Genomic DNA, 25248 nt, shown 5'->3' on the forward strand with positions numbered 1-25248 from the left:
CAGATGACGACGCTATCGGTAATGTACGACGCCTCCACTGATGCCTGTTGGTTGCCTCTGCCGAATTGCGCAGGTGGCGGGTCTTAACTGAGATCAGAGACTTGGCTGTCTTCTATCAAAGTCAAACGACTTGGCTCCTTCAGATCGAATTCAATTACCCGTGGTGCGAATAGACGTGCATATCGTGTAAAGGCGCTCGTCGGGGGAAACCGAATTACGGTATCGCAGCGCCCGAGAAGATACATCTCAACGAGGGCGGAAATTCCGCCGTCAATCCCGAGTGCTGCAGTGTGTAAGGGGCCACCTTGATTGGATCCGAAGTGCTTCGGGACAGTGAGCAGATCGGGAAACCTGGCCGCCAGAAGATCCAGTATCCGCGCGCTGTCCGTGCATAAGAACAGCCGCACAGGCCTGGGGTGCGGTAACGCCTTAGCCTTGTCAATTGCAGCGCACACTTGCCGAACGGCGAGCTCCGGATCGGCCCAGTAGGGCGCATGCTCCATGATGTCTTCACCGTTACCGTGCCGAACATGAATCCCGATGATGCTGTGCCCCTCAAAACATTCCTGATAAATGGCATCTATGCGGGCTTGAATTTCTGGCCGAGGCTGGACACTCTGGAACACCTGCCGCTCTGCATCCTCATCGCACCGCCACATCAGACAAGCGTCACACACTACTGTGTTCGCTTCGACATCGTGTTCGGCCTGAAAGAGCTCGCCCAACTCATCGCGCTCTTGGAAAATCTGCTCATCTGGCCGGTAAAGGCACTCGATCGCCGGCCTGTTCCACCACTCCGGGAAGAATGGACCAGGGAAGGAAACGTCGTTGATCCGGTCGTCGGAAATAGCCGGCACGCCAGCGATGTCATTGATCGGCTGGAAGAACACCGGAAACGCATTTGTGAAGGGTTGGTCGAGGTAGCAGGCCCCCCGCCAGTCGATGACTAGAGTTCGTCCCGACCGCTGCGCGTAGCGCCAAGCGGCCGCCAACGACCACAGACAATCACCGAACCCCGTACGCCTCCGAGAGACGACGAACCGGCGCTTTTCCACTCCACTAAGATACATTTTCGGAAATCTCGTTCAGAGAGGAGGTTGCATCCGGTTTGGAATCCTTAGTCGACACGTAGACCCTGACGCCGGGCGCTTGGCAGAGGCCGGGCCATAGGGCAGAAGAGCTCACTCAGCACTGCCCACTAATCCCGTGACGCTCGCACAGCTTGAAGCCGATGCCCTCGCTTCCGGTTCAGCCTTCTCTACTGGGCCTCCGCGGCATATGTAAAATCTATTGATTGGATGCCGGCCATCCATGCGTTGGATGCCATGATGAAGGGGCTCGGCTGACGCGGGCCCGCCAATAGAGCCGAAACAGCCCGGGAACGCTGCGACACTCCCTGCCAGAGCAAATCGTTCCGTCGACGCCATACGCCAAGGGTGCAAGGCTGCATACAGCAACCGTACCGGGCGAGATGAGGTCGACAGCTCGACGCGCCTGGAACCAGCTGATCGACAGAATCCGCAGTCTGCTCCCAAAGTTCTGCACGACCTGTGCCGGATGCTGTGGTGAGGGCTCGCGGCCACGAACTTTGTCCTCGCCCCGAACGGAAGCTCGCGCCTACGACTCCGGGCCGGCGATGCGCCCCCGCTGCTCGGTCAGACCATCCATTCTGTGGATGCACTTTATCCAAACAATCGATTTCACTGATCCAAACAATTCCCATTAGAAGACGCTGAAGCAAGAAAGAAAGGCGTCCTCACTCGCTGATGGATGAGCAAATCAGCTGCAAGGTGCTGGGAGTACATGTCGCTCACGGCGTGAGCTGAGCGGCACTCAGACCGCATGTACGAAGCCGACGGTTAGCGGCGCAACTCTATTTTGCTGTGACTCCAAGCAAGAGGTGTGCTCGGCTGGCGGACTGTCAATGACGAGCTTCGCGCCGCATCTGTCGAAGTGCTCCATAGCGCACGGGGCTGGCCGCACATTGTGTCGGCGTGGCGAGCCGGAGCCGAAACTTTAAACTTTAATAGAGCAGGAATAGAATGGGCGATAGCAGGAAAGTTGCTCTTATTACGGGCATAACTGGACAGGATGGTGCCTATCTTGCCCGTCTTCTTCTCAAAAAAGGCTACATCGTTCATGGGATTAAGCGACGTTCCTCTTCCTTCAACACGGGTCGTATCGAAGACCTCTACCAAGACCCGCACGAATCCGATCCGCGCCTGATCTTGCATTACGGTGACCTCACTGATTCGACTAACCTCATCCGCGTGGTTCAGGAATCTCAGCCAGACGAAATTTACAACTTGGCTGCTCAGAGCCATGTGCAGGTGTCGTTCGAAACACCTGAGTACACAGCAAACGCGGACGGTATCGGTACATTGCGACTTCTTGAGGCGATTCGCCTCCTCGGTCTGACGGACAAGACCCGCTTCTATCAAGCCTCGACTTCGGAGCTATACGGCCTCGTGCAGTCCGTACCGCAGAACGAAACGACGCCCTTTTATCCGCGCAGCCCTTACGCCGCCGCCAAGCTCTACGCCTACTGGATGGTCGTCAATTATCGTGAGGGCTATGGTATGCACGCTTCCAACGGCATTCTTTTTAATCACGAAAGCCCCCTTCGTGGCGAAACTTTTGTGACGCGCAAGATCAGCCGCGCTGCCGCTGCTATCTACCTGGGCAAGCAGGACAAGCTTTATCTCGGCAATCTCGATGCTCAACGCGATTGGGGCCATGCGCGTGAGTACGTGCGAGGTATGTGGATGATGATACAGCAGGATCAACCGGATGATTACGTGCTGGCTACGGGCAAAACGACTCCTGTCCGCCAATTCGTCGAATGGGCTTTCGAAGATATCGGCGTCGAGATCGAATGGCGTGGCAAGGGTGTCGGCGAAAAGGGCTATGATGTAGCGAGCGGCAGATGCCTAGTCCAAGTGGACCCACGCTACTTCCGCCCCACGGAAGTCGATCTTCTCCTGGGTGACGCTACCAAGGCGAAGGAGAAGCTCGGCTGGGTGCATGAGACATCCGTGCGCGAGCTTGCTGCGGAAATGGTACGCGAAGACCTGAAGGTCATGCAGACATCTGTAGTCATGAAGGAAGCGTAATGTATGATCTGAACGGAAAAACCGTGTGGGTCGCTGGCCACAAAGGTATGGTGGGCAGTGCTGTTGTACGCCGACTCGCGTCTGAAGACTGCAAAGTTGTGGCCGCCCCTCGGGGAGAGCTAGACCTCAAGCGACAGACCGAGGTTGAAAACTTTGTGGCAGTGATGAAACCGGACGCTATCATTATGGCGGCGGCAAAGGTAGGTGGTATTCTCGCGAACGCCACCTATCCGGTCGACTTTATTTACGACAATCTGATGATCGAGGCCAATATCTTCGCGGCAGCCCACGAAAACAATGTCGACCGCGTCCTCTTCCTCGGCTCGTCTTGCATCTATCCGAAGATGGCACCACAGCCCATTCCTGAAAGCGCGCTTTTGACCGGGCCACTAGAGCGCACCAACGAATGCTACGCCGTCGCCAAGATCACCGGCATCAAAATGGCTCAAGCCTATCGCCAGCAATATGGCCGCGACTACATCTCCGCTATGCCGACGAATCTCTACGGGCCAGGCGACAATTATGACTTGCAGTCAAGCCACGTCATCCCAGCGCTGATCCGGAAAGCGCATGAAGCTAAGCTCATAAGTGATAAGCAAATCACCATCTGGGGCACGGGCACACCACGTCGGGAATTCATGCACGTCGACGACTGCGCCGACGCATTAGTCTTCCTTCTGAAGAACTACTCTGACCATGATCACGTCAATCTCGGCTGCGGACAGGACATCACGATCCTAGAGCTGACTAGAATGATCTGCCGTGTAGTCGGATTTACCGGGGAGATCGCGCATGATCACTCTAGACCTGACGGTACACCGCGAAAGCTGATGAGCGTCGACAAGCTGCGCACTTTGGGATGGGCAGCAAAGATCACTCTCATGGAAGGCATCGAGAGTGTCTATCATGCATTTCTGAACGGGAGCTACACCGAACGGCGATAGATAAGAGGATTTGCTGCGTCTCAGGCCTGTACGCGCTTTCGGGACCCAGAGCTAATGTAGACTGAGACAATCACTCGATGGCGATAGCGCTCATGTGAGCCAGCCGCGAGGAGCCCTGCCGGACCCGGACCCCATCCGCTCCAACCTCGTCGCCGTGAAGGTCACGGTGCGCTGCCCACGCCGACGCCGACTGCGTCAATCCTCACAAGGGTAACCGTCGAGAACCGAACGCGTCTACGGTAACCGAATGTACTTCTTGTTCTCGTCCGAGGGATCTGTCGATGGGCATTCCGGACGAGCCAAAGTTTGAGCATGTTACCTTCAAAACCCGGTTAGCAACGTCGGATTTGGTATGAAATTCGGAACAAGTGGATTACGGGGCCTGGCGACAGAATTGGCAGGAGCCGCCTCTGCCCTGTATGCAACGGCATTCGCGACATTCCTGCTGGAATCCGGCCTGGCCAGAATTGGCGACGAGATACTCATAGGGCGCGACTTTCGCGCCTCGAGTCCGGCCATCGCCGCCGTCTGTGCGGCGGCACTGTCTGCGCTCGGCTTCATCGTAGTCGATTGCGGCGCAGTCCCCACCCCTGCCCTGGCACTGTATGCTCAGGCGCGTAAGAGTGGTTGTTTGATGATCACAGGCTCGCACATTCCGGCCGACCGTAATGGAATAAAATTCTATCGACCCGACGGTGAGATCGACAAGGGTGATGAGCGGGAGATAACGCGCATCGCCTTGCAGTTGGAGAAGCGCGGATACGTCCTTGAAGGTGCTGTTGCACGTCGGCAGCACCGGGAGGCCGAATGCAAGGCCTTTTTCATAGCGCGCAATCGAAAGCTTATGGAGATTAATGCTCTAAAGGGCTTAACGGTGGGCGTATATCAGCACAGCACAGTCGCGCGCGATCTCTTGGTTGACATTCTCTCATATCACTGTGCGACGGTCGTAACCCTGGGACGTTCGGAAGATTTCATTCCTCTCGACACTGAAGCGGTCTCGGACGAGACTGCTCAACAGTTCAAGCTCTGGGCCAAAGAGCATCGGCTTGATGCGGTCGTCTCGGCAGATGGCGATGGCGACCGCCCACTGGTAGCTGACGACCACGGAGACCCCCTTCGCGGTGATTTGTTAGGCCTGATTACGGCGAACTTCCTGCAAGCGAAGGCGGTCGTCACGCCGGTCACATCAAACTCTGGTATCGAGACCGCAGGTTCTTTTAAAGTCGTGCGTACCAAGGTTGGATCGCCATTTGTTATTGCTGCCATGCTCGATTTGGTTGCGTCGGGTCACGAGCGCGTGGTTGGTTTCGAAGCAAACGGTGGTTTGTTGACCGGCACGGACTTTGACCCGAACGGAACTAAACTGCCAGCGCTACCTACACGCGACAGTTTTCTCCCCATCCTGGCGGCACTTTCCCTTGTTAATACAAGTGGGCAGCCACTGTCGGAGATTGGCAGTTCCTTTCAATTGCCGGCGGCGGCGGCGGATCGCTTGGAAAATTTTTCCGTCGAAAGCAGCACTCGCCTCATGACATACCTTCGTACAGCGGAAACTAACATCGCCGCCTTCGTCGGGTCGATTGGAGTGGTAAGCAAGGTTAGCGATGTTGACGGACTTCGTATCACTCTCGCGGATAAGCGTGTCTTGCATTTGCGACCATCCGGAAATGCCCCGGAAATGCGGTGCTACGTCGAAGCCGAAAATCGGGAGGACGCGGAGCTTTTGCTCCGGACTGGATTGAATCGAATTCGTAATTGGACGCAAGGCTAAATAAAAGCCGCCTCCCTGCGTATTCCAGGTGACCCTCGGGGTCGCACAAGCTACTCAAGCGCGATCAGAACGTCCACATTGTCCCGGCCCCTGTCCGCTTTGAAGCGAACCGGAACGCCCGTGGAAACAGCCGATCCGTACCAGCCACGGAGCATCCGGTAGCTCATGGTCAAGGCAGCGCCTTCCGGTAGCGAACAGCCGGTCCCGCACTGACCGCCTGCGCCGCATGTACGATGGCGTTGGTGTCCAGGCCGTGGTGACGGTATAGGTCCGCAATAGTCCCCGTCTGGCCGAACTGCTCGACCCCGAGCGCCTTCACGCGATGCCCGTTAACCCCACCGAGCCACGCGAGCGTCGCCGGGTGGCCGTCGATCACGGTGACGATGCCGCAGTCACGCGATAGCGGCGCGAGCAGCCGCTCGATATGACTCAGGGCGCCGATCGCGCCACGCTGCCGGGCACGTTCCGCCGCCTGCCAGCCCGCATTAAGCCGGTCCGCGGAGGTGATCGCGAGCAGCCCGACATCGCGCCGGTCCTCCGCCAGAAGACCCGTCGCGGCAATCGCCTCCGGCGCGACGACGCCTTGATAAGCAATGACGACACTCGCGTTGGGCCCAGGCGGACGCAGCCAATAGGCGCCATTGACGATGTCCCGCGCGAGCGCCGGGTTCATGTCGCGCAGCGGCTGCTCGAGCGGCCGGGTTGACAGGCGAAGATAGACCGATCCTCCGGTCTGATCACGCAGCCACGTCGTCTCATCCGGATCCCCCTCGCCATTACGTTGCATGTAATCGAAGGCAAAGCGCATGATCACGGACAGTTCGTCGACGAAGGCCGGTTCGAAGGCGCAAAGCCCATCCTGCGCCATGCCGATCAATGGGGTGCCGATCGACTGGTGTGCTCCGCCCTCGGGCGCTAGCGTCACGCCCGAGGGCGTTGCGACCAGCATGAAGCGCGCATCCTGATAGCAGGCGTAGTTTAGCTGGTCGGCCGATCGGTAGATGAAGGGATCATAGACTGTCCCGATCGGCAGCAGGCGCACGCCATTGATCGAGTGCGAGAGACCGAGCGCCCCGAGCATGATCATCAGGTTCGACTCGGCGATCCCGAGCTCGAGGTGCTGCCCCTTCGGCCCAAATTCCCAGGTAAAGGTCGACGGAATGCGTTCGGCCTTGAAGGTGTCCGCCATGGTCTCCCGGGCGAAAAGGCCGCGCCGGTTGACCCAGCCACCGAGATTGGTCGAGACCGTCACATCGGGCGAGGTGGTGACAATGCGGTCGGCAAGCAGACTGCGCTCGCGTGCGATGTCGTTCAGGATCTGGCCGAACCCCATCTGGGTCGAGAGCGGCTTGCCGGGCTGCCCCGGTGACGGAAGGGTTTCAGGCACCGGCACCGACGGCGCAGACAGCCTCCTATGCCCCTCACTGAAGAACGGCGCCTTTGCGAAGAAGGCGTCAAGTTCCGCTTCCGGCAAGGTGGCGGCCGCCCATTTGTCCCACTCCTCACCCCGCTTTACGCCCATTTGCAGGCGGTAGTCTTCCATCTGCGTGGGCGTCATCTGCCCCGCGTGGTTGTCCTTGTGTCCGGCAAGCGGCAGACCGTAGCCCTTGATGGTGTAACAGATGAAGCAGACGGGACGGTCATGCCTGGACGCCGCCTCGAAGGCTTCGAGGAGGCTCGGCATGTCATGCCCGCCAAGGTTCGTCATCAACGCCTGCAACTCGTCGTCGGAGCGGCGTTCGATCAGAGTGGTGACCGGCCCTTGGTCTCCGATCTCGTCGAGCAGCCGCTTGCGCCAGGCAGCACCCCCTTGGAAGGTCAGCGCCGAATAGAGCTGGTTCGGACAGCGCTCTATCCACTCGAGCAGCTTCTCGCCCCCCGGCTCGGCAAAGGCAGCCTCTTGCAGAGCCCCGTGGCGCAGGACCATCACGTCCCAGCCGAAGTTGCGAAAAATCTGCTCGAAACGCTGCCAGAGGCCCTCCCGGATCACGGCGTCGAGCGACTGGCGATTGTAGTCGACCACCCACCAGCAGTTCCTGAGCCCGTGCTTCCAGCCTTCGATCAGGGCCTCGTAGATGTTGCCCTCATCCATCTCGGCGTCGCCGATCAGGCTGACCATTCGGCCCTCGGCACGCTCCTTCATCCAGCCGTGACCCGAGACGTAGTCCTGCACCAGCGACGAGAACAGCGTCTGAGCAACGCCGAGACCCACCGACCCGGTCGAGAAGTCGACATCGTCGACATCCTTCGTCCGCGAAGGGTAGCTCTGCGCGCCCTTGTAGCCGCGGAAGTTCATGAGCTTTTCGTGGGTCTGGTTGCCCGCCAGATACTGAAGTGCATGGAAGATCGGCGCCGCATGGGGTTTGACCGCCACCCGATCTTGCGGGCGCAGGACCGAACCGTAGAGCGCGGTCATGATGGTACTCAGCGACGCGGACGAGGCCTGATGCCCCCCGACCTTGATCTCATCGCCCTCGCGGACGTGGTTGGCGTGGTGGATCGTCCAGGCTGCGAGCCAGGAGACGCAGCGCTCGATCTCGTGCAGATATTCCAGTTTCCTCGTCATTCAGTTTCCCGCAAATCAGCTGCCGGTCTCACAGGACCCCCGCCCAAATGGTCAAAGATCGAGTTTCAACACACCTGTCGCGCGCGACACGCAGGGGATGAAGCGGTGGCCGCGTGCCTCCTTGGACAGGACGGCATCCCGATGGATCGGCTGTCCCGCCAGCATTGCGCATTCGCAGGTCCCGCACACCCCGTTCTCGCACGAGGCCATCAACGGCACACCGGCCGCACGCAAGGCGGCCAGTGCCGTGGTCTCAGCCGAAACCTCAACCACCCTGCCCTCAGCCAGTTCTATGACGAATGGTTCCGGTGGCGCGCCATCAAACTCGGGAGGCTGGAAAGTTTCGAAATGAACAGTACCCTTGGGCCAGTGTTGAGCCGCGCGCCCCACAACCGCCATGAAGCCAGGCGGTCCGCAGTAGTATGTCTGCGCGTCGTCCGAACGGTTCGCCAGCAGCGCGGCGATGTTCTGCCGGGTCTGAGGCTCGTCGTCGAAATGGATCCGCACATTGCCGCCAGGAAGATCGCTCCCGATCGCCGCCAAGAGTGGCGTGAGCGCCCGGCTGCGGGTGAAATAGTGCAACTCGAAGGGCTTGGCCTGCCGGGTGAGCGCGCGCGCCATGGCCAGAATCGGGGTGATCCCGATTCCCCCTGCCAGCAGCAAAGTCGGCCCCTCGCCTGGCTTGAGCGCAAAATGGTTGCGTGGCGCGGAGACAGGCAGTGTGGAGCCGACGGCAATGGTTTCGTGGATCCACGCCGAGCCGCCACGGCCGTCATTCTCGCGCTTCACCGCGATGGTGTAGCGGCCAAGCTCGGTCGGGTCGCCGCAAAGTGAATACTGACGCACCTTCCCTTCAGGCAGATGGACGTCGACGTGAGAACCCGCTTCGAACGCCGGCAGCACAGGTTTGCGTGGGTGTTTTAGGTCGATGACCAGCACGTCGCCCGGCTCCTTGCGGGCGGCGGTCACGGTCAGCTTCATGATGATGCGCGGCGAGGCCATGGCGTTTCACTCGTCGATGGGCAAGATCAGATCACCGGGGCGGATCACGCCCCCGACCTCGATTGTGCAGTTCAGGCCGGAGCGGTTCAGAAGCCCCTCGTAGAGACCCGGAAGCCCGAGCAACTCCTCGATATACTTGCACGGCACATTCATCCGGGCGGCCCTGAGAATCGTTTCCCCGACCCGGAAGCGTTTGCCGACAAGATGGCTAAGCGGAACGCCTCGTGTCGTCAGATTGCGCCGGTGATCTTCGGGTGCGAGCTTGGCCTTGAAGCCCGGAATTCTGGGTTCGCCCTGCGCGATGGCGTCCAAGACTTCAGCTTCGATCAGCGTCACTTCGCGAACGTCAGGACGCGCGGAATAGGTCCCCGTCCCCAGGTAGTAGCGGTCTCCGACAATGCCTTGGCCGGCAATAAGCTGCGCCTGCGCCAGCTCCTCCATTTCATAGGAGGCGGCAGGCGCGATATGGACGTGAAGCAGCTTTCCTCGCCAGGTCATCATCGCTCTCGGAAATTCGTCTCGTGGAAACCTGCTGCATAACTGGCCTGATCAACAGCGCCAGTTGCATGGCATTTTCCCGGTCCAGTTGGCTGTTTGGAAAGAAATACGGGGGGCCCTCGGACCGTTTTCAGCGCCAGCTTTCGGCGTCGCCCCGTCTCAGTTGTTCCGCGCCGGCATCACGTCGTGCACCTGCTTGACAACCTCTCGCAGGACCTCAACGCCCTTCCCGATCTGCCGAATGCTCAAGGCGGCATAGCCCATGACAAGTCCCACGCGATCGGTGCGGCCTTCGTCCGATGGCCGTTCGTAGAGCGGCGAGATCAAGTGTAGCCCCAGGCCAGCGTCGCGGGCGGATTCGACCAAGGCCGTTTCCCGCGATCGTGGCAGGTCATTGAACCAAACGGCGACGTGCAGTCCCGCATCAGCTCCCTGGACAGTGATGCGATCCCCGAAGCTGTGCTGCAAGGCACCCAACAACGTTTCCCGACGCTCGCCGTTCAGCCTGCGCACACGGCGCACATGGCTTTCGTAGCCGCCGCTCTCGATCAACGATGCCAGCGCTTCCTGTTCAGCGACCGGCGAATGCCGGTCTGCGAATTGTTTGGCGGTTGCGAAGACCTCCTGCAATTCGGGCGGGAGGACGAGGTAGCCGATGCGCAGCATCGGCGAGAGCGTTTTGGAGATCGTGCCGAGATAGATGACAGCCCCGTGGTCCTCGAGACTGTGCAGCGGAGGGACCGGATTGATGTCGTAGCGATATTCGCTGTCGTAGTCGTCCTCGATCACATAGGCGTTGTTGTGCCGCGCCCATTCCAGAAGCTGATGGCGGCGCGCGATCGGCATGACGCCGCCCAGCGGAAACTGATGCGACGGCGTCACATAAGCCAGTCGTGCTCCGATCCCCGCCAGCAACTCGGTCCTCATCCCGTCTTCGTCGACGATGACCGGGATGGGTGAAGCACCCGTACTGGCAAAGACCTGACGCGCCATCCTGTAGCACGGATCCTCGATGATGAAGCGGTCGGCGGGATCGAGAAGCAGGCGCGCGCACAGATCAAGGCCCTGCTGCGAACCGCTGACGATGATGATCTGGTCGAGGTCGCAGCTCAGGGTCCGGGCGCGCCAGAGATATCCCTGAAGCGCCTGGCGGAGCCGGCGCGAGCCGCGAGGATCGTCATAGGCAAGACGCAGCGGGCGCTGCCCCATCGCCTCGTTCATCGCGCGTTTCCAGACCAATGAAGGGAAATCCGACGGCGCCAGGTCGCCATAGCGGAACTCGACCTTCAGCCCAGTCGGCAGATAATCTGGCCAGGGTGACGTCGCGCGCAGCCGCTCGCCATATGCGGACAGGTGGATCGGGCCGACCCGTTGCGCGTGAGTGCGCCCCGTCCCATGGCCCATCAACGAAGACGCAACGCGAGGTCGTGCGCCTTGACGGACTTCGATGAAACCCTCCGCAGCCAGTTGCTCATAGGCGACCGTCACCGTGGTTCGCGAAACGCCGAGGTCATTTGCCAGGGCCCGGGAGGATGGCAACTGACTGCCGGTTTCGTAGACGCCGCCGAGGATTTGCTCGCGAAGGGCTTCGTATATCTGGCGTGCACCCATCGCGTGCGAGCGCGCTGCAGACCCGGCACTTGAAGACTGGACCATCTCTTTCATCGCCAACTGGATATTTCACATTGGCCAGGTTGCCGTCAATCTTTCGGAACCCCAAGAGAGATCGCAGAGGCCGAATGACCAGCTCCCATCCATCCGAAACCGATGCTCCCACGGGGTCGCTCAACCGCACCAGCCCCGGATTTGCCACCCGGGCGATCCATCATGGCTACGATCCGGCCGGCTTTTCCAATGCCGTCCAGCCGCCAGTGTTCCTGACGTCAACCTATGGGTTCGAAAGCGTGGCAGCAAACGATGCCGCCGCCGCCCTTGGTGGACGGCTCTATGCGCGCGAATACAATCCCACGACCGAGATCCTCGAGCAGCGGCTCGCGAATCTGGAAGGAGCCGAGGCGGGGCTGGTTGTTGCCTCGGGGATGGCGGCCTTCGGCACTCTGATCCTGTCGCTCCTGTCCCAGGGCGATGAACTCATCGTCCACAAGACGCTTTATGCGAACACGCTTGCCATGGTCGAACAGGCGGTCCCCCGCTTCGGCATCAAGGTCGTCGCGGTCGATCTGTCAAATCCCCACAATCTCGATGCTGCGATCACCGAGCGGACGCGGCTGGTTTTCTTCGAGACGCCGGTGAATCCGCTGAGCCGCATCCTCGACATAGCGGCAATTGCCGAGCGCGCTCACGCGCGCGGTGTAAGGGTTGCAGTCGACAGCACCTTCGCCTCGCCCGCGCTCCAGCGACCGCTTGAGCACGGGGCGGACATCGTGCTCCATTCGCTGACCAAGTACATCAATGGTCATGGCGATGCGCTTGGCGGGGCGCTTCTCGGCGACGCCCAAACGCTCCGTACGCTGCATGAAACGGGCCTGCGCTACATCACCGGCGCAGCGCTCTCGCCCATGTCAGCTTTCCTAATCCTGCGCGGTCTCAAGACGCTGACGCTGCGTATGGAACGGCACAGCGCCACGGCCCTTGCGGTGGCTCGGGCGCTGGAAGCGCACCCGGCGGTGGCATTTGTGAGTTATCCGTTCCTCGACTCGCACCCTGATCAGGTGACGGCGCGAAAACAGATGTCCAACGGATCGGGCATGTTGGCCTTTGGCCTCCACGCTGGATACGAAGGAGCGCGCCGGATGATGGACCGGCTCAACCTGATCATTCGCGCCGTCAGCCTCGGCGATGCCGACAGCCTCATCTATCATCCAGCAAGCCTCACCCGTGCTCGGCAGCCGATCCGCAAGGATGCCCATTTGGCCGATGGAGTCGGCGAGGATCTCATGCGTCTCTCGGTGGGGCTTGAAGACGCTGATGACCTGATCGCCGATCTGCGGCGGGCTTTGGACGTCTTGTAATGACCTGGCGTGCGGCCACCTCTGCGCTCACACATAGATCTGGAGCCTTGCCATGGCATTCCTGAGCGGTCTTTCCGCGTTCCCCATCACCCCGACCAATCGTGACGGCCGCGTCGATAGCGTTGCCCTGCGCAGGCTGATTGCTCGGCTTGGCATTGCTCAGGTCGATTCCATCGGTCTTCTCGGCAGCACCGGCACATACATCTATCTGTCGCGCGAGCAACGGCGGCGGGCGCTCTCCGAGACCTTGGACCAAACGGCGGGGCAAATGCCGGTCGTGGTGGGTGTGGGCGCGCTGCGCACCGATGAAGCCGTGGGGCTCGCGCAAGACGCCAAGGCCCTTGGAGCAGCTGCGGGTTTGCTTGCCGCCGCCTCCTACACCCCGCTTACTGATGACGAGGTGTTCGAACATTTCTCCACTGTGGCGCGCGAAAGTGGCCTGCCGATCGTCGTCTACGACAATCCAGGAACGACGCATTTCCATTTCAGTCCACCCCTTGTCAGCCGCCTGGCAAAGGTGGCTGGGATTGTCGCCATCAAGAATCCGACAGACAAAAGCGATGCGATCAAGAACCATCTGACCGCCCAGAGGCGCACACTGCCGGAAGGGTTCTCGATTGGCTACAGCGGCGACTGGAACGCCGCCGAGGCCATGATCGCCGGCGCCGACACATGGTACAGCGTCCTCGCGGGCATCCTGCCCGAGGTCTGCATGACGATCGTCACAGCGGCGCAACAGGGCGATGCGGCCGAAGCGCGACGGATCAATGCCGCGCTGGTCCCGATCTGGAGCCTCTTCAAGGAGTTCTCGAGCCTTCGCGTCGTCTATGCACTCGCTGAATTGCTCGACATTTGCAGTGCCGAACCCCCGCGTCCCATCCTGCCTCTGCCCCCAGCAGCGAAGCGCCAGATCGCCGCCGCGTTGAAAGGTTTGCCATCGGATGCCAGCCGGTGAACAGCAAACCCCGTTCGGCAAGTGAAAGGAAGTGCATGTATTTACCCGCTCATTTCGAGAACTGATCGAAAACAACGCACTCGGCGTGCTGATAGCCATGGCTGGAGCGGTCTCGACGCCAATCACACCCCCTTCGAACTCGACAATCGACTGCGGAGGTACAGACTGCGCAGGGCACTCCGCCCATGCCGCACCGTTCGCCTTCAAACTAGGAATCGGTGGTTTATCCATTGGAATGGCATCGAGCCGGCGCTTTACTTCCGGCCCGGTGCGCGCATTGAAGCCGGTGCCAATGCCGCCGGCGAACACCAGATTTCCGTCCTCGACATTCGCCAGAGCACGCTTCCCGACCGCCGTAACTGTTGCCGGGTTCGCAGCCGATGACGATGAACTCATCACTCAGCACGCATTTTGTCTCACCCATTCTTGGCGCCGGCCGGATCGATATGGACTGACACGCAGCTTGGAGACGATGCCGTCGAGGCCGAACTGGCAGACTTGCGCGAGAATGTCGCTGCCGCCGCTGATCTCGTCGCTCAGAACGATGCCGTTTGGGCGGCGTCTCAGCAGGTTAACTAGCGCTTTGCGCCGATCGACGAGTGGCCGATCGCGAAGACCCTCGCCGTCGATCTTGAGCAGGTCGAAGCCGGCAAGCATGGTCCTGACGTCTCCCGCCGCGGCCAAGAACCCGCTGAAGACTGGGAATGCGCGACAAGCCTTCTGGTCAACGACGAACGCCTCACCGTCTATTATCGCGTCCGAGGCGCCGAGCTCGGCCACCGCCCGGGACGATAGTCGGAAACCTGAGGGTCCAGTCGTGGAGGTTGCGGGTCGAGGTAGGCCCCCATCGATAGTCGTCCCATTTCATTTCGTGTAGCCAATCAGGGCCCTGCCGGACGCGGCCGACCAGCGGTCGATGTTCGCGACGACCCGAATGTCCAGTCTCGTGTAACTCAGCCTAAAGCGGCCTGTCCGCCCAAAAAATGACATTCAGTTGCCTCCAGCCTTTCGACACGACCCACTTCACGATCTCGTAACTCGCCAACCTAGCGGCTTGTTGCTTGAGCTGCGCGTTCCTAGGGTGTGGTCGCTAGGCCTCAGCAACAAGAGCTGGTTGCCAGGCGGGCGGAGGCTCAACGAGATAGCCAGCTCAGGACAAGGAGAGCAAGCAATGGTCGCTTTTACCCTCAATGGCGAGGCGCGAACACTCGACGTCGATCCAGAGATGCCGCTGCTCTGGGCGGTCCGTGACGTCATCGGACTCACGGGAACGAAATTCGGTTGCGGGCTTGCCCAGTGCGGCGCTTGCACGGTTCACGTTAACGGCATGCCGACGCGCTCGTGCCAGACCGCAGTCGGCGACATCGAAGGAGCCTCGATCACCACCATTGAGGGTGTGTCGGGCAAGATAGGCGAAACGGTCCAGGCCGTGTGGGCCGAGTTCGACGTACCTCAATGCGGCTATTGCCAGTCTGGCCAGATCATGTCGGCCGTGGCCCTCCTTACAGAAACGCCTAAGCCGACGGACGATGATATTGATTCGGCGATGAGCGGCAATCTCTGCCGCTGCGCCACCTATCATCGCATCCGCGCGGCCATCCACGAGACCGCCAACCGGCTGGAGACTTGAGGCATGTCGCAGTTTCTCTCGAAGCATAACTCCGTGCGGCCCACGCGCCGCCGGTTCCTCGTCGGCGCGGGCGTCACCACCGCTGGCCTCGCCGTGGGCTACCGGCTAGTGCTGGCGGCGTCCGACATCGCACAAACGACTACTGCAAAGGTTCAGGCGAACCCCTTCCAGACCTATGTCGAGATCACAAAGGAGAACCGGATCATCATCTACTCCTCGCAGTTCGAGATGGGACAAGGCTCCTATTTCGGCATCGCCACCCTGGTTATGGAAGAGCTCGACGGCGACTGGGCGCAGGTGGACGTGGTCGGCGGATATGGCAATACCGCGCTCTACGGCAATCTCGCCTGGGGCGGGGCCGCACAGGTAACTGGTGGCTCCACGTCGATGAGTTCGTCGTGGGAACGCTACCGCAAGGCGGGTGCTGCCGCACGGGCCTTGCTGGTGGCGGCCGCGGCGCAGCGGTGGGATGTGCCAGCCGGCGAGATCAAAGTCGCTTCCGGGGTCGTGTCGCACGCCTCAGGGATGCAGGCGCGCTACGGTGACCTGGCTGAAGCCGCAGCGGGAATGCCGGTTCCCGACGACGTGCCGCTAAAGCCGCGCGACAAGTGGGCCCAGATCGGATCGGACAGCCTCAAGCGCTACGATTCCGCCGGCAAGACCAACGGCGCGCAGACCTACACGATCGACCTCATGATGGAGGGACTCCAGACGGCCGTTATGATCCATCCGCCGAAGTTCGGCGCCGAGATCGAGAGCTTCGACGCAACCAAGGCCAAGGCACTCGACGGCATTGTCGATGTCGTCCAGACGCCGCGAGGCATTGCCGTGGTTGGCAGGGACACCTGGACGGCGCTGAAGGGCCGCGACCTCGTGGAGGTGACCTGGAACGAGGAGAAGGCCGAAGAGCGCGGCACGGCCGAGATCATGGCCGAATACAACAAGGCAGCAGACGATCTGGGCGCGGCCACCGCGCGCGACGACGGTAACACTCCCGCAGCGTTCGCCAGTGCTGAGAAAATCATCGAGGGGCACTACGAATTCCCCTATCTTGTCCATGCTTCGATCGAGCCACTCAACGCGGCCGCCCGAATCAACGAAGACGGCACCATCGACGTCTGGGGCGGACACCAGATGCCCGACCTTTATCAGGCGGCTGCCGCTCAGGTAGGCGGCACCACGCCGGACAAGGTGAGGCTGCACGTGATGAAGACCGGCGGCAGTTTCGGCCGCCGCGCGGTCTTGGATGCAGATGTCATCATCGAAGCTGTTTCCACAGCGCGTGCACTGGGACGCGGCAAGCCAGTGAAGGTGCAGTGGACCCGCGAGAATGACATGCGGGGTGGGCGGTACCGGCCGGCCTATGTGCACGCAGTCAAGGCGGGGCTCGACAAGAAAGGCAATGTCGTCGCTCTCCATGACCACATCGTGGGCCAATCGGTCTTGGGCGGTTCGACCTCTGCGGCGATGATCAAGAACGGCATCGATCCAACCTCCGTAGAGGGCGCCACCAACCTGCCCTATGCGATCCCGAACCTGAAGGTCGAGCTGACCACCACGGACGTGAACATCCCGGTGCTGTGGTGGCGTTCGGTAGGCTCCACCCACACCGCTTACGCGGTGGAAACCCTGATCGATGAGCTCGCCGCCGCTGCGAACCGTGATCCGGTCGACTTCCGCTTGTCAATGCTCGGTCACCATCCACGGCATGCCGCCGTGCTTAAAGTGGCTGCTGAGAAGGCAGGCTGGGACAAGCCTCTGCCGGAAGGCCGTTTCCGCGGCGTGGCCCTGCATGAAAGCCTCTCGACCTATGTCGCCGATGTGGTGGAGATCACCCTCAACGATGAAAATGGTTTCAAGGTCGACCGCGTCGTCTGCGCGGTAGATTGCGGCACCGCGATAAATCCTGACCAGATTCGCGCTCAGATGGAGGGCGGTATCGGATTCGGGCTAGGCGCGATCCTCCAGGAGGAGCTGACCCTGAAGGGCGGTGTCGTAGACCAAGAGAACTACGATACCTATACACCGCTCAGGATCGAGCAGATGCCGCGAGTCGAGGTGCACATTGTGCCGTCCGAGGAGCCGCCCACGGGAGTTGGTGAGCCAGGTGTGCCGCCGATCGGCCCGGCCGTCGCCAACGCGCTACGGGCGGCGACGGGCAAGACTATCCGCAAGCTGCCGATTATAAAGAACATGTCAGGAATGACACCATGAAACAGCCGCGATGAAGATCGCGCCGTTTTCGAACGCCTCCTGACAGGCGCTCATTTCCATGGGTCAAATTCCGGCGGCTGCCCGCTCCAATAGCCGGTTTGGAGACGGCACCCCGTGTTCTGAACGACCACAGACGGGCCTTGGCGCCGGTTCCACTGAAGAACCGCTTTCGAGACGCAAATGCGTCCACTCCATTGAAGAGCACAACCGTATAGCACCAGGAAGGCTAGCTACCTCCATCGCTTCGGAGACCCAGGAACCCTCAGAAAACCGAACCTCCCGAGCTCAGAGGCGCTCGTGATCACAATCGCGCTGGTGCGTGGATCATTGTTCAAGGGTTTGCCGATAGGCAGGCGAGATGGCCGATCGACATGATCTTCGCCCGATGCCCTACAAACACAATGCCAGCCGCTGTCACGGAGTCGCGAAGACGAAGGCAATGAGGGTCGACGCCGATACTCATCGTTTGGTTGACAGAGCGCTTGGAATGCCATGCGCTTCACATCGGAGTAGCCATCCGGGAAGCCTGAAGCGCTTTGAAAACGCATGTGCTGCGGCTGTTATTCATAGCGTGGATGACTTTGATCAAAACAATCGATTTCATCACTCTTCCGGAATCGTGCATGGACAAAAAAGAGCCTCACGCACCAATCACACGCTGCTCTATCGCGTGACGAAAGCTGCCTTAGGAATAATCCAAAGGAGAAAATCTTCGATGCGCCCTGACGTGCAGTGGAGGTCGTGCCGAGAAAGTGAGTTGCAACTGGCCGACAAAGTCGGGCGGTGCGACCATGGTCGTTTCGGAGAATGAAATCGGGCCAGTTCACGGGGGCGGTACTGTTATTCGTCGACGGCCGCCCTTCCCAAGAACAGGCGGCATCGCAAGTTGGTTCTGCCGATGAAAACGACATCGCCGGATACATGTCAGCAGCCGCTCAGGATTGGATGATCCAGCCAAGCTCTCGGCGTGATGGCACTGTAGGCGTCACAGTCGAAGCATCTCATTGATCGTTTATGAGGCTTTCTTCGATGCCGCTGATGCCTGACGGGCGGTCGCAGCTGCAGGCGACAACACGGCCTATTTAGTTGGAAACAGTCGAGGTAAGCCAATTTGGCTTCCCGTTACTATTTGGAGAAAGAAATGCTGTGCCTAGGAATCAGCGGCGGACTTGACCAAGTCCATGAAAACCGATTCGAGCGTCCGAACGCCTTTATGCACGATGGCGCCGCGGTGCTCGTCCGAGACGGAAAGGTGATAGCCGCCGTAGAAGAGGAACGCCTCAATCGAATCAAGCACTCGAACAAGCTGCCAAGTGGTTCGATTCAATACTGTCTCTCGACGGCCGGGGTTCAGCTCAGCGACATTGATCGTGTCGCGGTCTACGCCAGCGAGCCCTATGCCAACGCCATGCTTGAAGGTATGTCCGCTTCCCAACCGGACATTCTCTCCACTCCGTTGGATGCTAAAATGTTGGTGCAGAACCTGTTAGCGCGTGAGTTCGGCACTAAGTTGGACAGTTCGCGTATTTCATTCGTAGGTCATCATCAGGCGCACGCCGTGAGCGCCTTTGCAATGTCGGGCTTCGAACAAAGTCTCATTCTAGCGATTGATGGCTGTGGTGATTTCCTGTCGGGCCTTGTGGCGGTAGGGTCTGGCACAGAAATTACGCAAATCGAGGCTTTCCCGGAGGACAATTCTCTTGGGCTGTTTTATCTCGAGACGATCCGCTGTCTCGGCTACGGCATGTTCGACGAGTATAAGGTAATGGGACTCGCGCCCTATGGCGACCCCGCTCCCTATCGCGAGCTCTTCGAGCAGTTCTACGAGCTCTCCGCCAACGGTGGCTACCGTGTTCACCTCGACCGCATCGGTCCGGCGTTGCTCCGCAACATCGAGATCAGGCGAAAGGGAATGCCTTTCACCCAGCAGCATCGAGATGTGAGTGCGTCACTGCAGGAAGCGCTTGAGCGGATCGTGTTCCACATTCTCCGGCACCACCGTGAGGCCACCGGCATGAAGCGGTTGTGTCTGGCGGGAGGGGTAGCCCACAACTGCACGATGAACGGCAAGCTGCTGTATTCAGGGCTTTTCGAAGACATCTTCGTGCAACCCGCGTCTCACGACGCTGGCTGCGCATTGGGAGCTGCGCTGATAGTCTCTAACGAGATGGGCCGCCCCGCGCCGCGTGAGCGACTGCAGGAGGTCTATTGGGGTCCTGATCTCGGGAGCGACCGCGCCGTGGAACAGGAACTGAATGCATGGTCCGGACATCTCGAGGTTGAACGCTCTTATGACGTAGCGAGCAGTGCAGCCCACTGGATCACCAACGGCGCCGTGATCGGCTGGGTGCAGGGTCGTTCGGAGTTTGGGCCACGTGCGCTGGGCAACCGCAGCATTCTTGCCGACCCTCGGCCCGCTGCAAACAAGGACCGGATCAATGCCATGGTCAAGAAGCGCGAAGGCTATAGGCCTTTCGCACCATCTGTGCTGGAAGAGGATGCGAGCGAATTTTTCGACCTCCCGGACGGTAAGCACGAATTTCCATTCATGAATTTCGTCGTTCGCGTGCGTGACTCAAAGCGCGCCTTGTTGGGTGCCATTACGCACGTCGACGGTACGGCTCGGCTGCAAACAGTATCGCGCGATGCCAACCCCGCTTACTGGGAGGTCATCAATGCGTTCAAGAAGCGGACAGGCACTCCAATTCTGCTCAATACGTCCTTTAACAACAATGCTGAACCGATCGTGGATACGGTTGCAGACGCGATTGCCACATTTTTGACGACAGAGCTGGATGGACTTGTGGTCGGGCCCTTCTTGGTAAAAAAACGGGCTGCAACGCTGCAGGATTGGACTGCGCTTGCGATTTCATTGCCTCCCTCAGTCTCCCTCCATCAAACCCGTGCTTACACAGCGCGAGATCATCAGGAGACTGTCTGCGAGATTATTCCGAACCACTCCAGCATTGACAGTGTGCGAATTTCAAACGACCTGTTTAATCTGCTGATGCGGATTGAGGGCGAAGCCGTGTTAAGCGATCACCTCAATATAATTGCGCCGGATAAGGCTGAGCATGAAGCTCTGCTGGAGGACCTGCGAAGACTGTGGGAGCAGCGCCTGGTTCGGCTGCATCCCTCACAAGCTGCTCGGATGGATCATGGGTCCGATAAAACGCCGGACCAGCCTAATAGGCTATCAATGTGATAGAGATGCCGCTCAAGCTCGGCCAATCAATAGTGTTCATCGACCCCGCCTGCGAGCTCACCGCTGTGATTAGGGGGGTCGAGGTCGCCCTGGTCAGTATGCTTAGGAATGCTATTGAATGGGTCGTGTGCCTGGGTTGGAAAGGCGGGTCTGGCCTCACCGGACTTCTGTGTCGAGAGGTCCAGCCCGCAGAACTTTAGAAACTGGCGATGATGACCTAAGCGGCGAAGATCGCCGGCTTCGGCAATGACGGTCAATGCCTTGATCGGTCCGATGCCCGGGATTTGTCGCAGGAGCTGGTAATCCTGGCTGTGCCGCAGCAGATCGTCGGCCTGTGCTTCGATCTCATTGCGGTGCCGGATCAGGCTGCGTGCTTCGTCAATGACCATCCGGAACATGCGAATGGCAGGCGCATCAAATGGCAGTGGCAGTCCGATCGCTGGGCGCGCCGTCTCGAAAATATCCATCAGAATCTGTGTCTTGCTGACCTTGCGGCGGACGACATCCCAAGCTGCTGCCACAAACTCCTCCTTCGTCAGCGCCGTGATGCTTGCTGGGGTCGAAAAGGCATCGAGGAAGGCAAAGAACCAATCGCTGCGGCTGTTCCCCCGGAAGCGATCGATCTCGGGAAAATACAGCGGCAGGTAGTTGTCAGGATGCGGTGCTGGATCTCGGTCTTGGCCCTGGCGATCGCTTCATGTGTCTTCGACAGTTCCTGCACGTCGTTGATGCCGGCTCGCAGCGGATCATGGTAGACCTGCGTCGCCTGGATCCTGAGCATGTGTAGGATCACCTGGGCATCGATCTTCTTGCCGAATATGACGCCGAAGGCCTCAAGAAGCCCAGGCATCTGTTCTCGATTTTGCCTACTAGGCTGACGAGAAGGTCGCGTGCCGACAGCAGCACCCGCACGACACAGGTGCCGTGGCTCTTGGTGCGAACCTGCTTAAACCATCCGGTCCGTCCGATCTGGCAAGGCCCGCCGCTCGTCGGGGCCCGATTTGTTCGGCATCATCGAGAGGGCGGCGCTTGACACGATCGGAAGTCCGCGCTTCGTTAACTCGTTCCAGAGCCAGACCGCAAGCGGTCACGGCTCCATGCCGATCCGCTCCGTCTCCGCAGTTCACAGTCCCGCCCGCATCTCCCGGTCGGGCCCGGGTAGCCATTGCGCTGCAAGGCGGGTCTGATCGCTACGGCGGCGCCGCCACCATCAGTCGGTTCGGCGACAAAGCCAATCATCTCCCGTAAGAGAAGTGCTTTCGGGCAAGTTCCGCAGGTTCAAGGAGATCGTTGACGGCGCCGCCACTTGGGAGCTGCGTCGAGTGCATGGTCGAGCTTGCCGCCCAAGGTACGTGGCTTCGAAATGCGTGCGATTGCGCCTCATTCAAGACCGGTAGCGGGTGGTCGCCGACATACAACGGGGCGCCGGCGACTGAAACGAACCCGTCGGCCACGACGGAGCAATCCTGCCGCCTGACCAGGCGCGTGGAAAAGTATCACAACGGTGACCACAGCGTCGCTTCAGGCCGTCAAAAGCTATTGCCGTGCGTCAAGGCGGGCTAGGTGACCCGTCGGAGGCCGGCACCAGCGGCTTTGTCGGGACAAGACCATGCTATTGGGATTTGGCCGCCGCAGCCGCGAGCATCGCTTCTCCCATCGCAATGGCCCCTTGGGCACGCAGCATTTCACCAGGGTTCTGAATGTCGCGCAAGTCTTTGTTCTGGCTGAGTTTTGATTTTCCAACCAGGCCGGTGATCTCGATCTCCAGGGCGACGATTGCCTTAACCATCGTGTCGATGAAGTCCTTCGGCGCGTCGCCCATCTTCCACGGGGCAGGCTGCGAGGCTTCTTGCATATGAGTGAGCTTCGCCACGTTACGGCGTACATATCGCTCATCATCCCGGACAGTGATGCGTCCGTGGGCGTGGACGACGAGATAGTTCCACGTCGGCACCTGCTTGTGGAGTTCGTGCTTGCTTGGATACCAGTTCGGCGAGATGTAAGCGTCGGCCGCACGGAAGATTACGAGAACCTCATCGCCATTGGCGACTTCCTCCCAGACTGGGTTCTTGCGAGCGACATGGCAATTGAGAACGCCCTTGTCTCCCTTCGAGCGGTCAAGCTCGAAGGGGAGGTGGTTCGCGTCCAGTGTGCCTTTGCTTTGGGTGACGAGGATACCAAGCGGGTGTTTCTCGATAAGCTCGAACAGGGCGTTCTGATCAGGGACGGCAAAATGAGGCGGAACGTACAACGGTTTATCTCCTGTCGCGAATGTGCGGTTGCTAGTAATCGGCGGAGCCTTACGGAACGGGCTCCTGAATCTTCGCTGCCGTCGACGAGTGCCCCGGATCTCGGTGTCCACCACGCTCAAGAACCGCCATCGAGAAATGGGCGGGCACATCAGATGCCGCCGCGTATGAGTGCGGTTGGTCAGTGACAAGCCGCGCACTCTCGCCTTCGCTTAAAATGACCACATGGGTACCTACCACAACGCTCAGGGCACCCTGACTGACCGAGATCAACTCGCGCGTATCCGGACTATGAGCATCCGCGGAAAACACGTCGCCCGGCATCATGACCCAGCTCCACAATTCGAACATCGTGCGTCCCGAGGTCGACGAATGCAGTTGTGCAGAGCTTCCCTTGGCGCTCGTCCAAAGCCTCCTGGTCTCTGTCCGCTCGATGGGAAGGCACACCGTGGAAGGGTGCTCGTTCAACAAATCGGCCACCGAGAGCGAAAACGCCGCCGCCAGCCGACACAGTATGCCGATACTGGGGTTCGCCCCACCCTGCTCCAGCGCGACCACGGTTCCCTTGGACAGGCCGCTTAGTTTAGCCAGTCGATCCAGGGTCAGGTTTTGGTCGCGCCTCAAGTCTCGGATTCGAACCGCTATCGCTTTGCCAAGCACCTGCTCGGAACCCATCGCTGTCGTAACATCGGTCATTATATTGACTTAGGACCTCGGCTCACCTATTGCGGTCAGTATAATGACCGGGGCGAAATTGCAACTGCCCGTTAGGAAGGAAATAACCGATGCGTTTTGAGACGAAGGCGATCCACTGCGGCCGAGGGGTCGACGCGTCCACGGGGGCCGTATCCATGCCGCTGCACACCAGCACGACGTTCGAACGCGGTGCCAACGGGTCATTTCCGTCCGGCTTCGAATACACAAGGGATGGAAATCCTACACGCAATGCGTTCGAGGCGGCCATGGCGAGGCTTGAGGGAGGGGAAGACGGCATCGCCTTCGCTTCGGGCATGGCCGCAATCGCTGCAGTTTTCGAGAGCCATCCGTCGGCGGGTCGGATCGTTCTGCCGGATGACATGTATTTCGGCATTCGTTCGCTGATCGAAGAGACCGACATTGGGTCTCGCTTCGACTTTGCCCCAGTCGACATGCGCGATTTGGACGCTTTGCGCGCCGCGGTGACATCGAAGCGGACTGGCCTCGTCTGGATCGAGACGCCGTCAAACCCGATGATCCGCGTTGTCGACATTGCGGCCATCTGCGCAATCGCGCACGAGGCAAACGCCTTGGCGGTGGTGGACAATACGTGGGCCACACCAGTGCTTCAACTGCCACTCGAAATCGGGGCAGACGCAGTGATGCACTCGGCGACAAAGTACATTGGCGGCCACTCGGATTTGATGGCCGGTGTCGTCATTGTCCCAAACGCGTCACCCCTCGGTCGCCCATTGCGGATGGTCCAGAAACACAAGGGCAGCGTCGCAGCGCCCTTCGACTGTTGGCTGGCGTTGCGGGGCCTGCAGACATTGCCGGTCCGCATGCGCGCCCATTGCGAAGGCGCCCAGAAAGTGGCCGAGGCCCTGGCGTCTCATCCGCGCGTCGAAAAAGTGCTCTTTCCTGGTCTGCAAACTGATCCGGGACACGATCTTGCTACGCGGCAAATGAGCCATTACGGAGCGATGCTATCCTTTATCGTCGAGGGCGGAGCCGATGCTGCAATGGCCGTGGCCGGCCGCCTGAAGATTGTTGTCCGGGCGACAAGCCTTGGCGGGACGCATTCTCTGATAGAGCATCGCGCATCCGTTGAAGGTGCGAAGTCCAAAGCGCCAGGCGGATTGCTGCGAATCTCTGTAGGGCTTGAACATCCTCAGGACATTATCGATGACCTGATGCAGGCCCTAGGCGAAACCTGCAAAGCGGGAGTCCAATGACGGGTGCAAGACTCTGGCGCCGCTTTATGTGGCGGCTGGCGCAGCCGACGATCGGCAGAACAATGTTCCTGCTGAGTAGAACGCACGTCCTCTGGTGAACCGCTACCGCCGTGTCGCATCGTCTCGGGCGCGTGGTCGCATGGGTGATGAACGTCTTCGGGTTTCTGGACGATGGCCACGCGCCCGACCGGAAGC

17 protein-coding genes and 1 pseudogene are annotated in these 25248 nt (G+C 60.0%); 9 read left to right on the forward strand and 9 right to left on the reverse strand.

Annotation, left to right across the window (positions count from 1 at the left end; all coding sequences use genetic code 11):
• Window positions 1-83 precede the first annotated feature (83 nt).
• Window positions 84-1070, reverse strand: a complete 987-nt coding sequence (locus tag NKJ26_RS14120) for a nodulation protein NodZ (RefSeq protein ID WP_352695804.1) — start codon at window positions 1068-1070, stop codon at window positions 84-86.
• A 972-nt stretch (window positions 1071-2042) separates the two neighbouring features.
• On the opposite strand from NKJ26_RS14120, the gene gmd reads away from it, so the two are divergent.
• From gmd to NKJ26_RS14135, 3 genes are all read left to right on the forward strand, one after another.
• Entirely contained in the window at window positions 2043-3113 is a 1071-nt protein-coding gene (gene gmd / locus NKJ26_RS14125; RefSeq protein WP_023692482.1) for a GDP-mannose 4,6-dehydratase, read from the forward strand.
• Window positions 3113-4057 carry a GDP-L-fucose synthase gene (fcl, locus tag NKJ26_RS14130; RefSeq protein WP_352695805.1) on the forward strand — a complete coding sequence of 315 codons (945 nt, stop codon included), beginning with the start codon at window positions 3113-3115 and terminating at the stop codon, window positions 4055-4057. The genes gmd and fcl overlap by 1 nt, the downstream gene beginning before the upstream one ends.
• A 352-nt stretch (window positions 4058-4409) precedes the next feature.
• Window positions 4410-5831, forward strand: coding sequence for a phosphomannomutase (locus NKJ26_RS14135; RefSeq protein WP_352695807.1), 1422 nt, complete (start codon window positions 4410-4412; stop codon window positions 5829-5831).
• Between the two features lie 169 nt (window positions 5832-6000).
• Here NKJ26_RS14135 and NKJ26_RS14140 read toward each other — a convergent pair whose 3' ends face one another.
• The 4 genes from NKJ26_RS14140 to pdxR form a co-directional block, all read right to left on the reverse strand.
• A complete protein-coding gene (locus NKJ26_RS14140; protein ID WP_023766632.1) occupies window positions 6001-8397 on the reverse strand; it encodes a transketolase in 2397 nt (798 codons plus the stop codon).
• A 51-nt stretch (window positions 8398-8448) separates the two neighbouring features.
• On the reverse strand, window positions 8449-9399 hold the full coding sequence (locus NKJ26_RS14145) for a PDR/VanB family oxidoreductase (RefSeq protein WP_352553819.1): 951 nt from the start codon (window positions 9397-9399) through the stop codon (window positions 8449-8451).
• Window positions 9400-9405: 6 nt separating this feature from the next.
• Complete coding sequence (locus tag NKJ26_RS14150) at window positions 9406-9897, reverse strand: MOSC domain-containing protein (RefSeq protein WP_023758446.1); 492 nt, start codon at window positions 9895-9897, stop codon at window positions 9406-9408.
• Between the two features lie 159 nt (window positions 9898-10056).
• Window positions 10057-11562 (reverse strand): MocR-like pyridoxine biosynthesis transcription factor PdxR, encoded by a 1506-nt coding sequence (gene pdxR, locus NKJ26_RS14155; RefSeq protein WP_352695864.1) that lies wholly within the window; start codon window positions 11560-11562, stop codon window positions 10057-10059.
• Between the two features lie 74 nt (window positions 11563-11636).
• On the opposite strand from pdxR, the gene NKJ26_RS14160 reads away from it, so the two are divergent.
• Together NKJ26_RS14160 and NKJ26_RS14165 are read left to right on the forward strand one after the other, a co-directional pair.
• On the forward strand, window positions 11637-12869 hold the full coding sequence (locus NKJ26_RS14160) for a trans-sulfuration enzyme family protein (RefSeq protein ID WP_352672613.1): 1233 nt from the start codon (window positions 11637-11639) through the stop codon (window positions 12867-12869).
• A 52-nt stretch (window positions 12870-12921) separates the two neighbouring features.
• Window positions 12922-13824, forward strand: coding sequence for a dihydrodipicolinate synthase family protein (locus NKJ26_RS14165; RefSeq protein ID WP_352546074.1), 903 nt, complete (start codon window positions 12922-12924; stop codon window positions 13822-13824).
• 399 nt (window positions 13825-14223) lie between these two features.
• On the opposite strand, the gene NKJ26_RS14170 is transcribed toward NKJ26_RS14165, so the two are convergent.
• Complete coding sequence (locus NKJ26_RS14170) at window positions 14224-14604, reverse strand: ATP-dependent DNA ligase (RefSeq protein WP_023689393.1); 381 nt, start codon at window positions 14602-14604, stop codon at window positions 14224-14226.
• Between the two features lie 391 nt (window positions 14605-14995).
• Here NKJ26_RS14170 and NKJ26_RS14175 point away from each other — a divergent pair, with 391 nt between their 5' ends.
• The 3 genes from NKJ26_RS14175 (at window position 14996) to NKJ26_RS14185 (ending at window position 20873) form a co-directional block, all read left to right on the forward strand.
• On the forward strand, window positions 14996-15454 hold the full coding sequence (locus NKJ26_RS14175; RefSeq protein ID WP_023689394.1) for a (2Fe-2S)-binding protein: 459 nt from the start codon (window positions 14996-14998) through the stop codon (window positions 15452-15454).
• Window positions 15455-15457: 3 nt separating this feature from the next.
• Window positions 15458-17668 carry a xanthine dehydrogenase family protein molybdopterin-binding subunit gene (locus NKJ26_RS14180; protein ID WP_352695808.1) on the forward strand — a complete coding sequence of 737 codons (2211 nt, stop codon included), beginning with the start codon at window positions 15458-15460 and terminating at the stop codon, window positions 17666-17668.
• Between the two features lie 1141 nt (window positions 17669-18809).
• Window positions 18810-20873, forward strand: coding sequence for a carbamoyltransferase family protein (locus tag NKJ26_RS14185; RefSeq protein WP_352695866.1), 2064 nt, complete (start codon window positions 18810-18812; stop codon window positions 20871-20873).
• Window positions 20874-21022: 149 nt separating this feature from the next.
• Here the strand turns inward: NKJ26_RS14185 and NKJ26_RS14190 are convergent.
• The 3 genes and pseudogenes from NKJ26_RS14190 to NKJ26_RS14200 form a co-directional block, all read right to left on the reverse strand.
• Window positions 21023-21675 (reverse strand): annotated as a pseudogene (locus NKJ26_RS14190) (transposase); the annotation flags it as partial.
• A gap of 810 nt (window positions 21676-22485) precedes the next feature.
• A complete protein-coding gene (locus NKJ26_RS14195; protein WP_023783766.1) occupies window positions 22486-23124 on the reverse strand; it encodes an FMN-binding negative transcriptional regulator in 639 nt (212 codons plus the stop codon).
• A 49-nt stretch (window positions 23125-23173) separates the two neighbouring features.
• A complete protein-coding gene (locus tag NKJ26_RS14200) occupies window positions 23174-23818 on the reverse strand; it encodes a helix-turn-helix domain-containing protein (RefSeq protein WP_352695810.1) in 645 nt (214 codons plus the stop codon).
• 89 nt (window positions 23819-23907) lie between these two features.
• On the opposite strand from NKJ26_RS14200, the gene NKJ26_RS14205 reads away from it, so the two are divergent.
• Window positions 23908-25053 carry a trans-sulfuration enzyme family protein gene (locus tag NKJ26_RS14205; protein ID WP_352695812.1) on the forward strand — a complete coding sequence of 382 codons (1146 nt, stop codon included), beginning with the start codon at window positions 23908-23910 and terminating at the stop codon, window positions 25051-25053.
• Window positions 25054-25248 lie beyond the last annotated feature (195 nt).

This window comes from Mesorhizobium sp. M0152 (assembly GCF_040322415.1).
Classification (GTDB): Bacteria; Pseudomonadota; Alphaproteobacteria; order Rhizobiales; family Rhizobiaceae; genus Mesorhizobium.

What these genes read in the sequence shown, in the direction of transcription:
- NKJ26_RS14185 (WP_352695866.1), top strand. Translation starts at nt 18,810, where the DNA reads ATGCTGTGCCTAGGAATCAGCGGCGGACTTGACCAAGTCCATGAAAAC.
- NKJ26_RS14140 (WP_023766632.1), bottom strand. Translation starts at nt 8,397, where the DNA reads ATGACGAGGAAACTGGAATATCTGCACGAGATCGAGCGCTGCGTCTCC.
- NKJ26_RS14150 (WP_023758446.1), bottom strand. Translation starts at nt 9,897, where the DNA reads ATGACCTGGCGAGGAAAGCTGCTTCACGTCCATATCGCGCCTGCCGCC.
- NKJ26_RS14160 (WP_352672613.1), top strand. Translation starts at nt 11,637, where the DNA reads ATGACCAGCTCCCATCCATCCGAAACCGATGCTCCCACGGGGTCGCTC.
- NKJ26_RS14120 (WP_352695804.1), bottom strand. Translation starts at nt 1,070, where the DNA reads ATGTATCTTAGTGGAGTGGAAAAGCGCCGGTTCGTCGTCTCTCGGAGG.
- pdxR (WP_352695864.1), bottom strand. Translation starts at nt 11,562, where the DNA reads ATGAAAGAGATGGTCCAGTCTTCAAGTGCCGGGTCTGCAGCGCGCTCG.
- fcl (WP_352695805.1), top strand. Translation starts at nt 3,113, where the DNA reads ATGTATGATCTGAACGGAAAAACCGTGTGGGTCGCTGGCCACAAAGGT.
- NKJ26_RS14175 (WP_023689394.1), top strand. Translation starts at nt 14,996, where the DNA reads ATGGTCGCTTTTACCCTCAATGGCGAGGCGCGAACACTCGACGTCGAT.
- NKJ26_RS14205 (WP_352695812.1), top strand. Translation starts at nt 23,908, where the DNA reads ATGCGTTTTGAGACGAAGGCGATCCACTGCGGCCGAGGGGTCGACGCG.
- NKJ26_RS14165 (WP_352546074.1), top strand. Translation starts at nt 12,922, where the DNA reads ATGGCATTCCTGAGCGGTCTTTCCGCGTTCCCCATCACCCCGACCAAT.
- NKJ26_RS14180 (WP_352695808.1), top strand. Translation starts at nt 15,458, where the DNA reads ATGTCGCAGTTTCTCTCGAAGCATAACTCCGTGCGGCCCACGCGCCGC.
- NKJ26_RS14145 (WP_352553819.1), bottom strand. Translation starts at nt 9,399, where the DNA reads ATGGCCTCGCCGCGCATCATCATGAAGCTGACCGTGACCGCCGCCCGC.
- NKJ26_RS14135 (WP_352695807.1), top strand. Translation starts at nt 4,410, where the DNA reads ATGAAATTCGGAACAAGTGGATTACGGGGCCTGGCGACAGAATTGGCA.
- NKJ26_RS14200 (WP_352695810.1), bottom strand. Translation starts at nt 23,818, where the DNA reads ATGACCGATGTTACGACAGCGATGGGTTCCGAGCAGGTGCTTGGCAAA.
- gmd (WP_023692482.1), top strand. Translation starts at nt 2,043, where the DNA reads ATGGGCGATAGCAGGAAAGTTGCTCTTATTACGGGCATAACTGGACAG.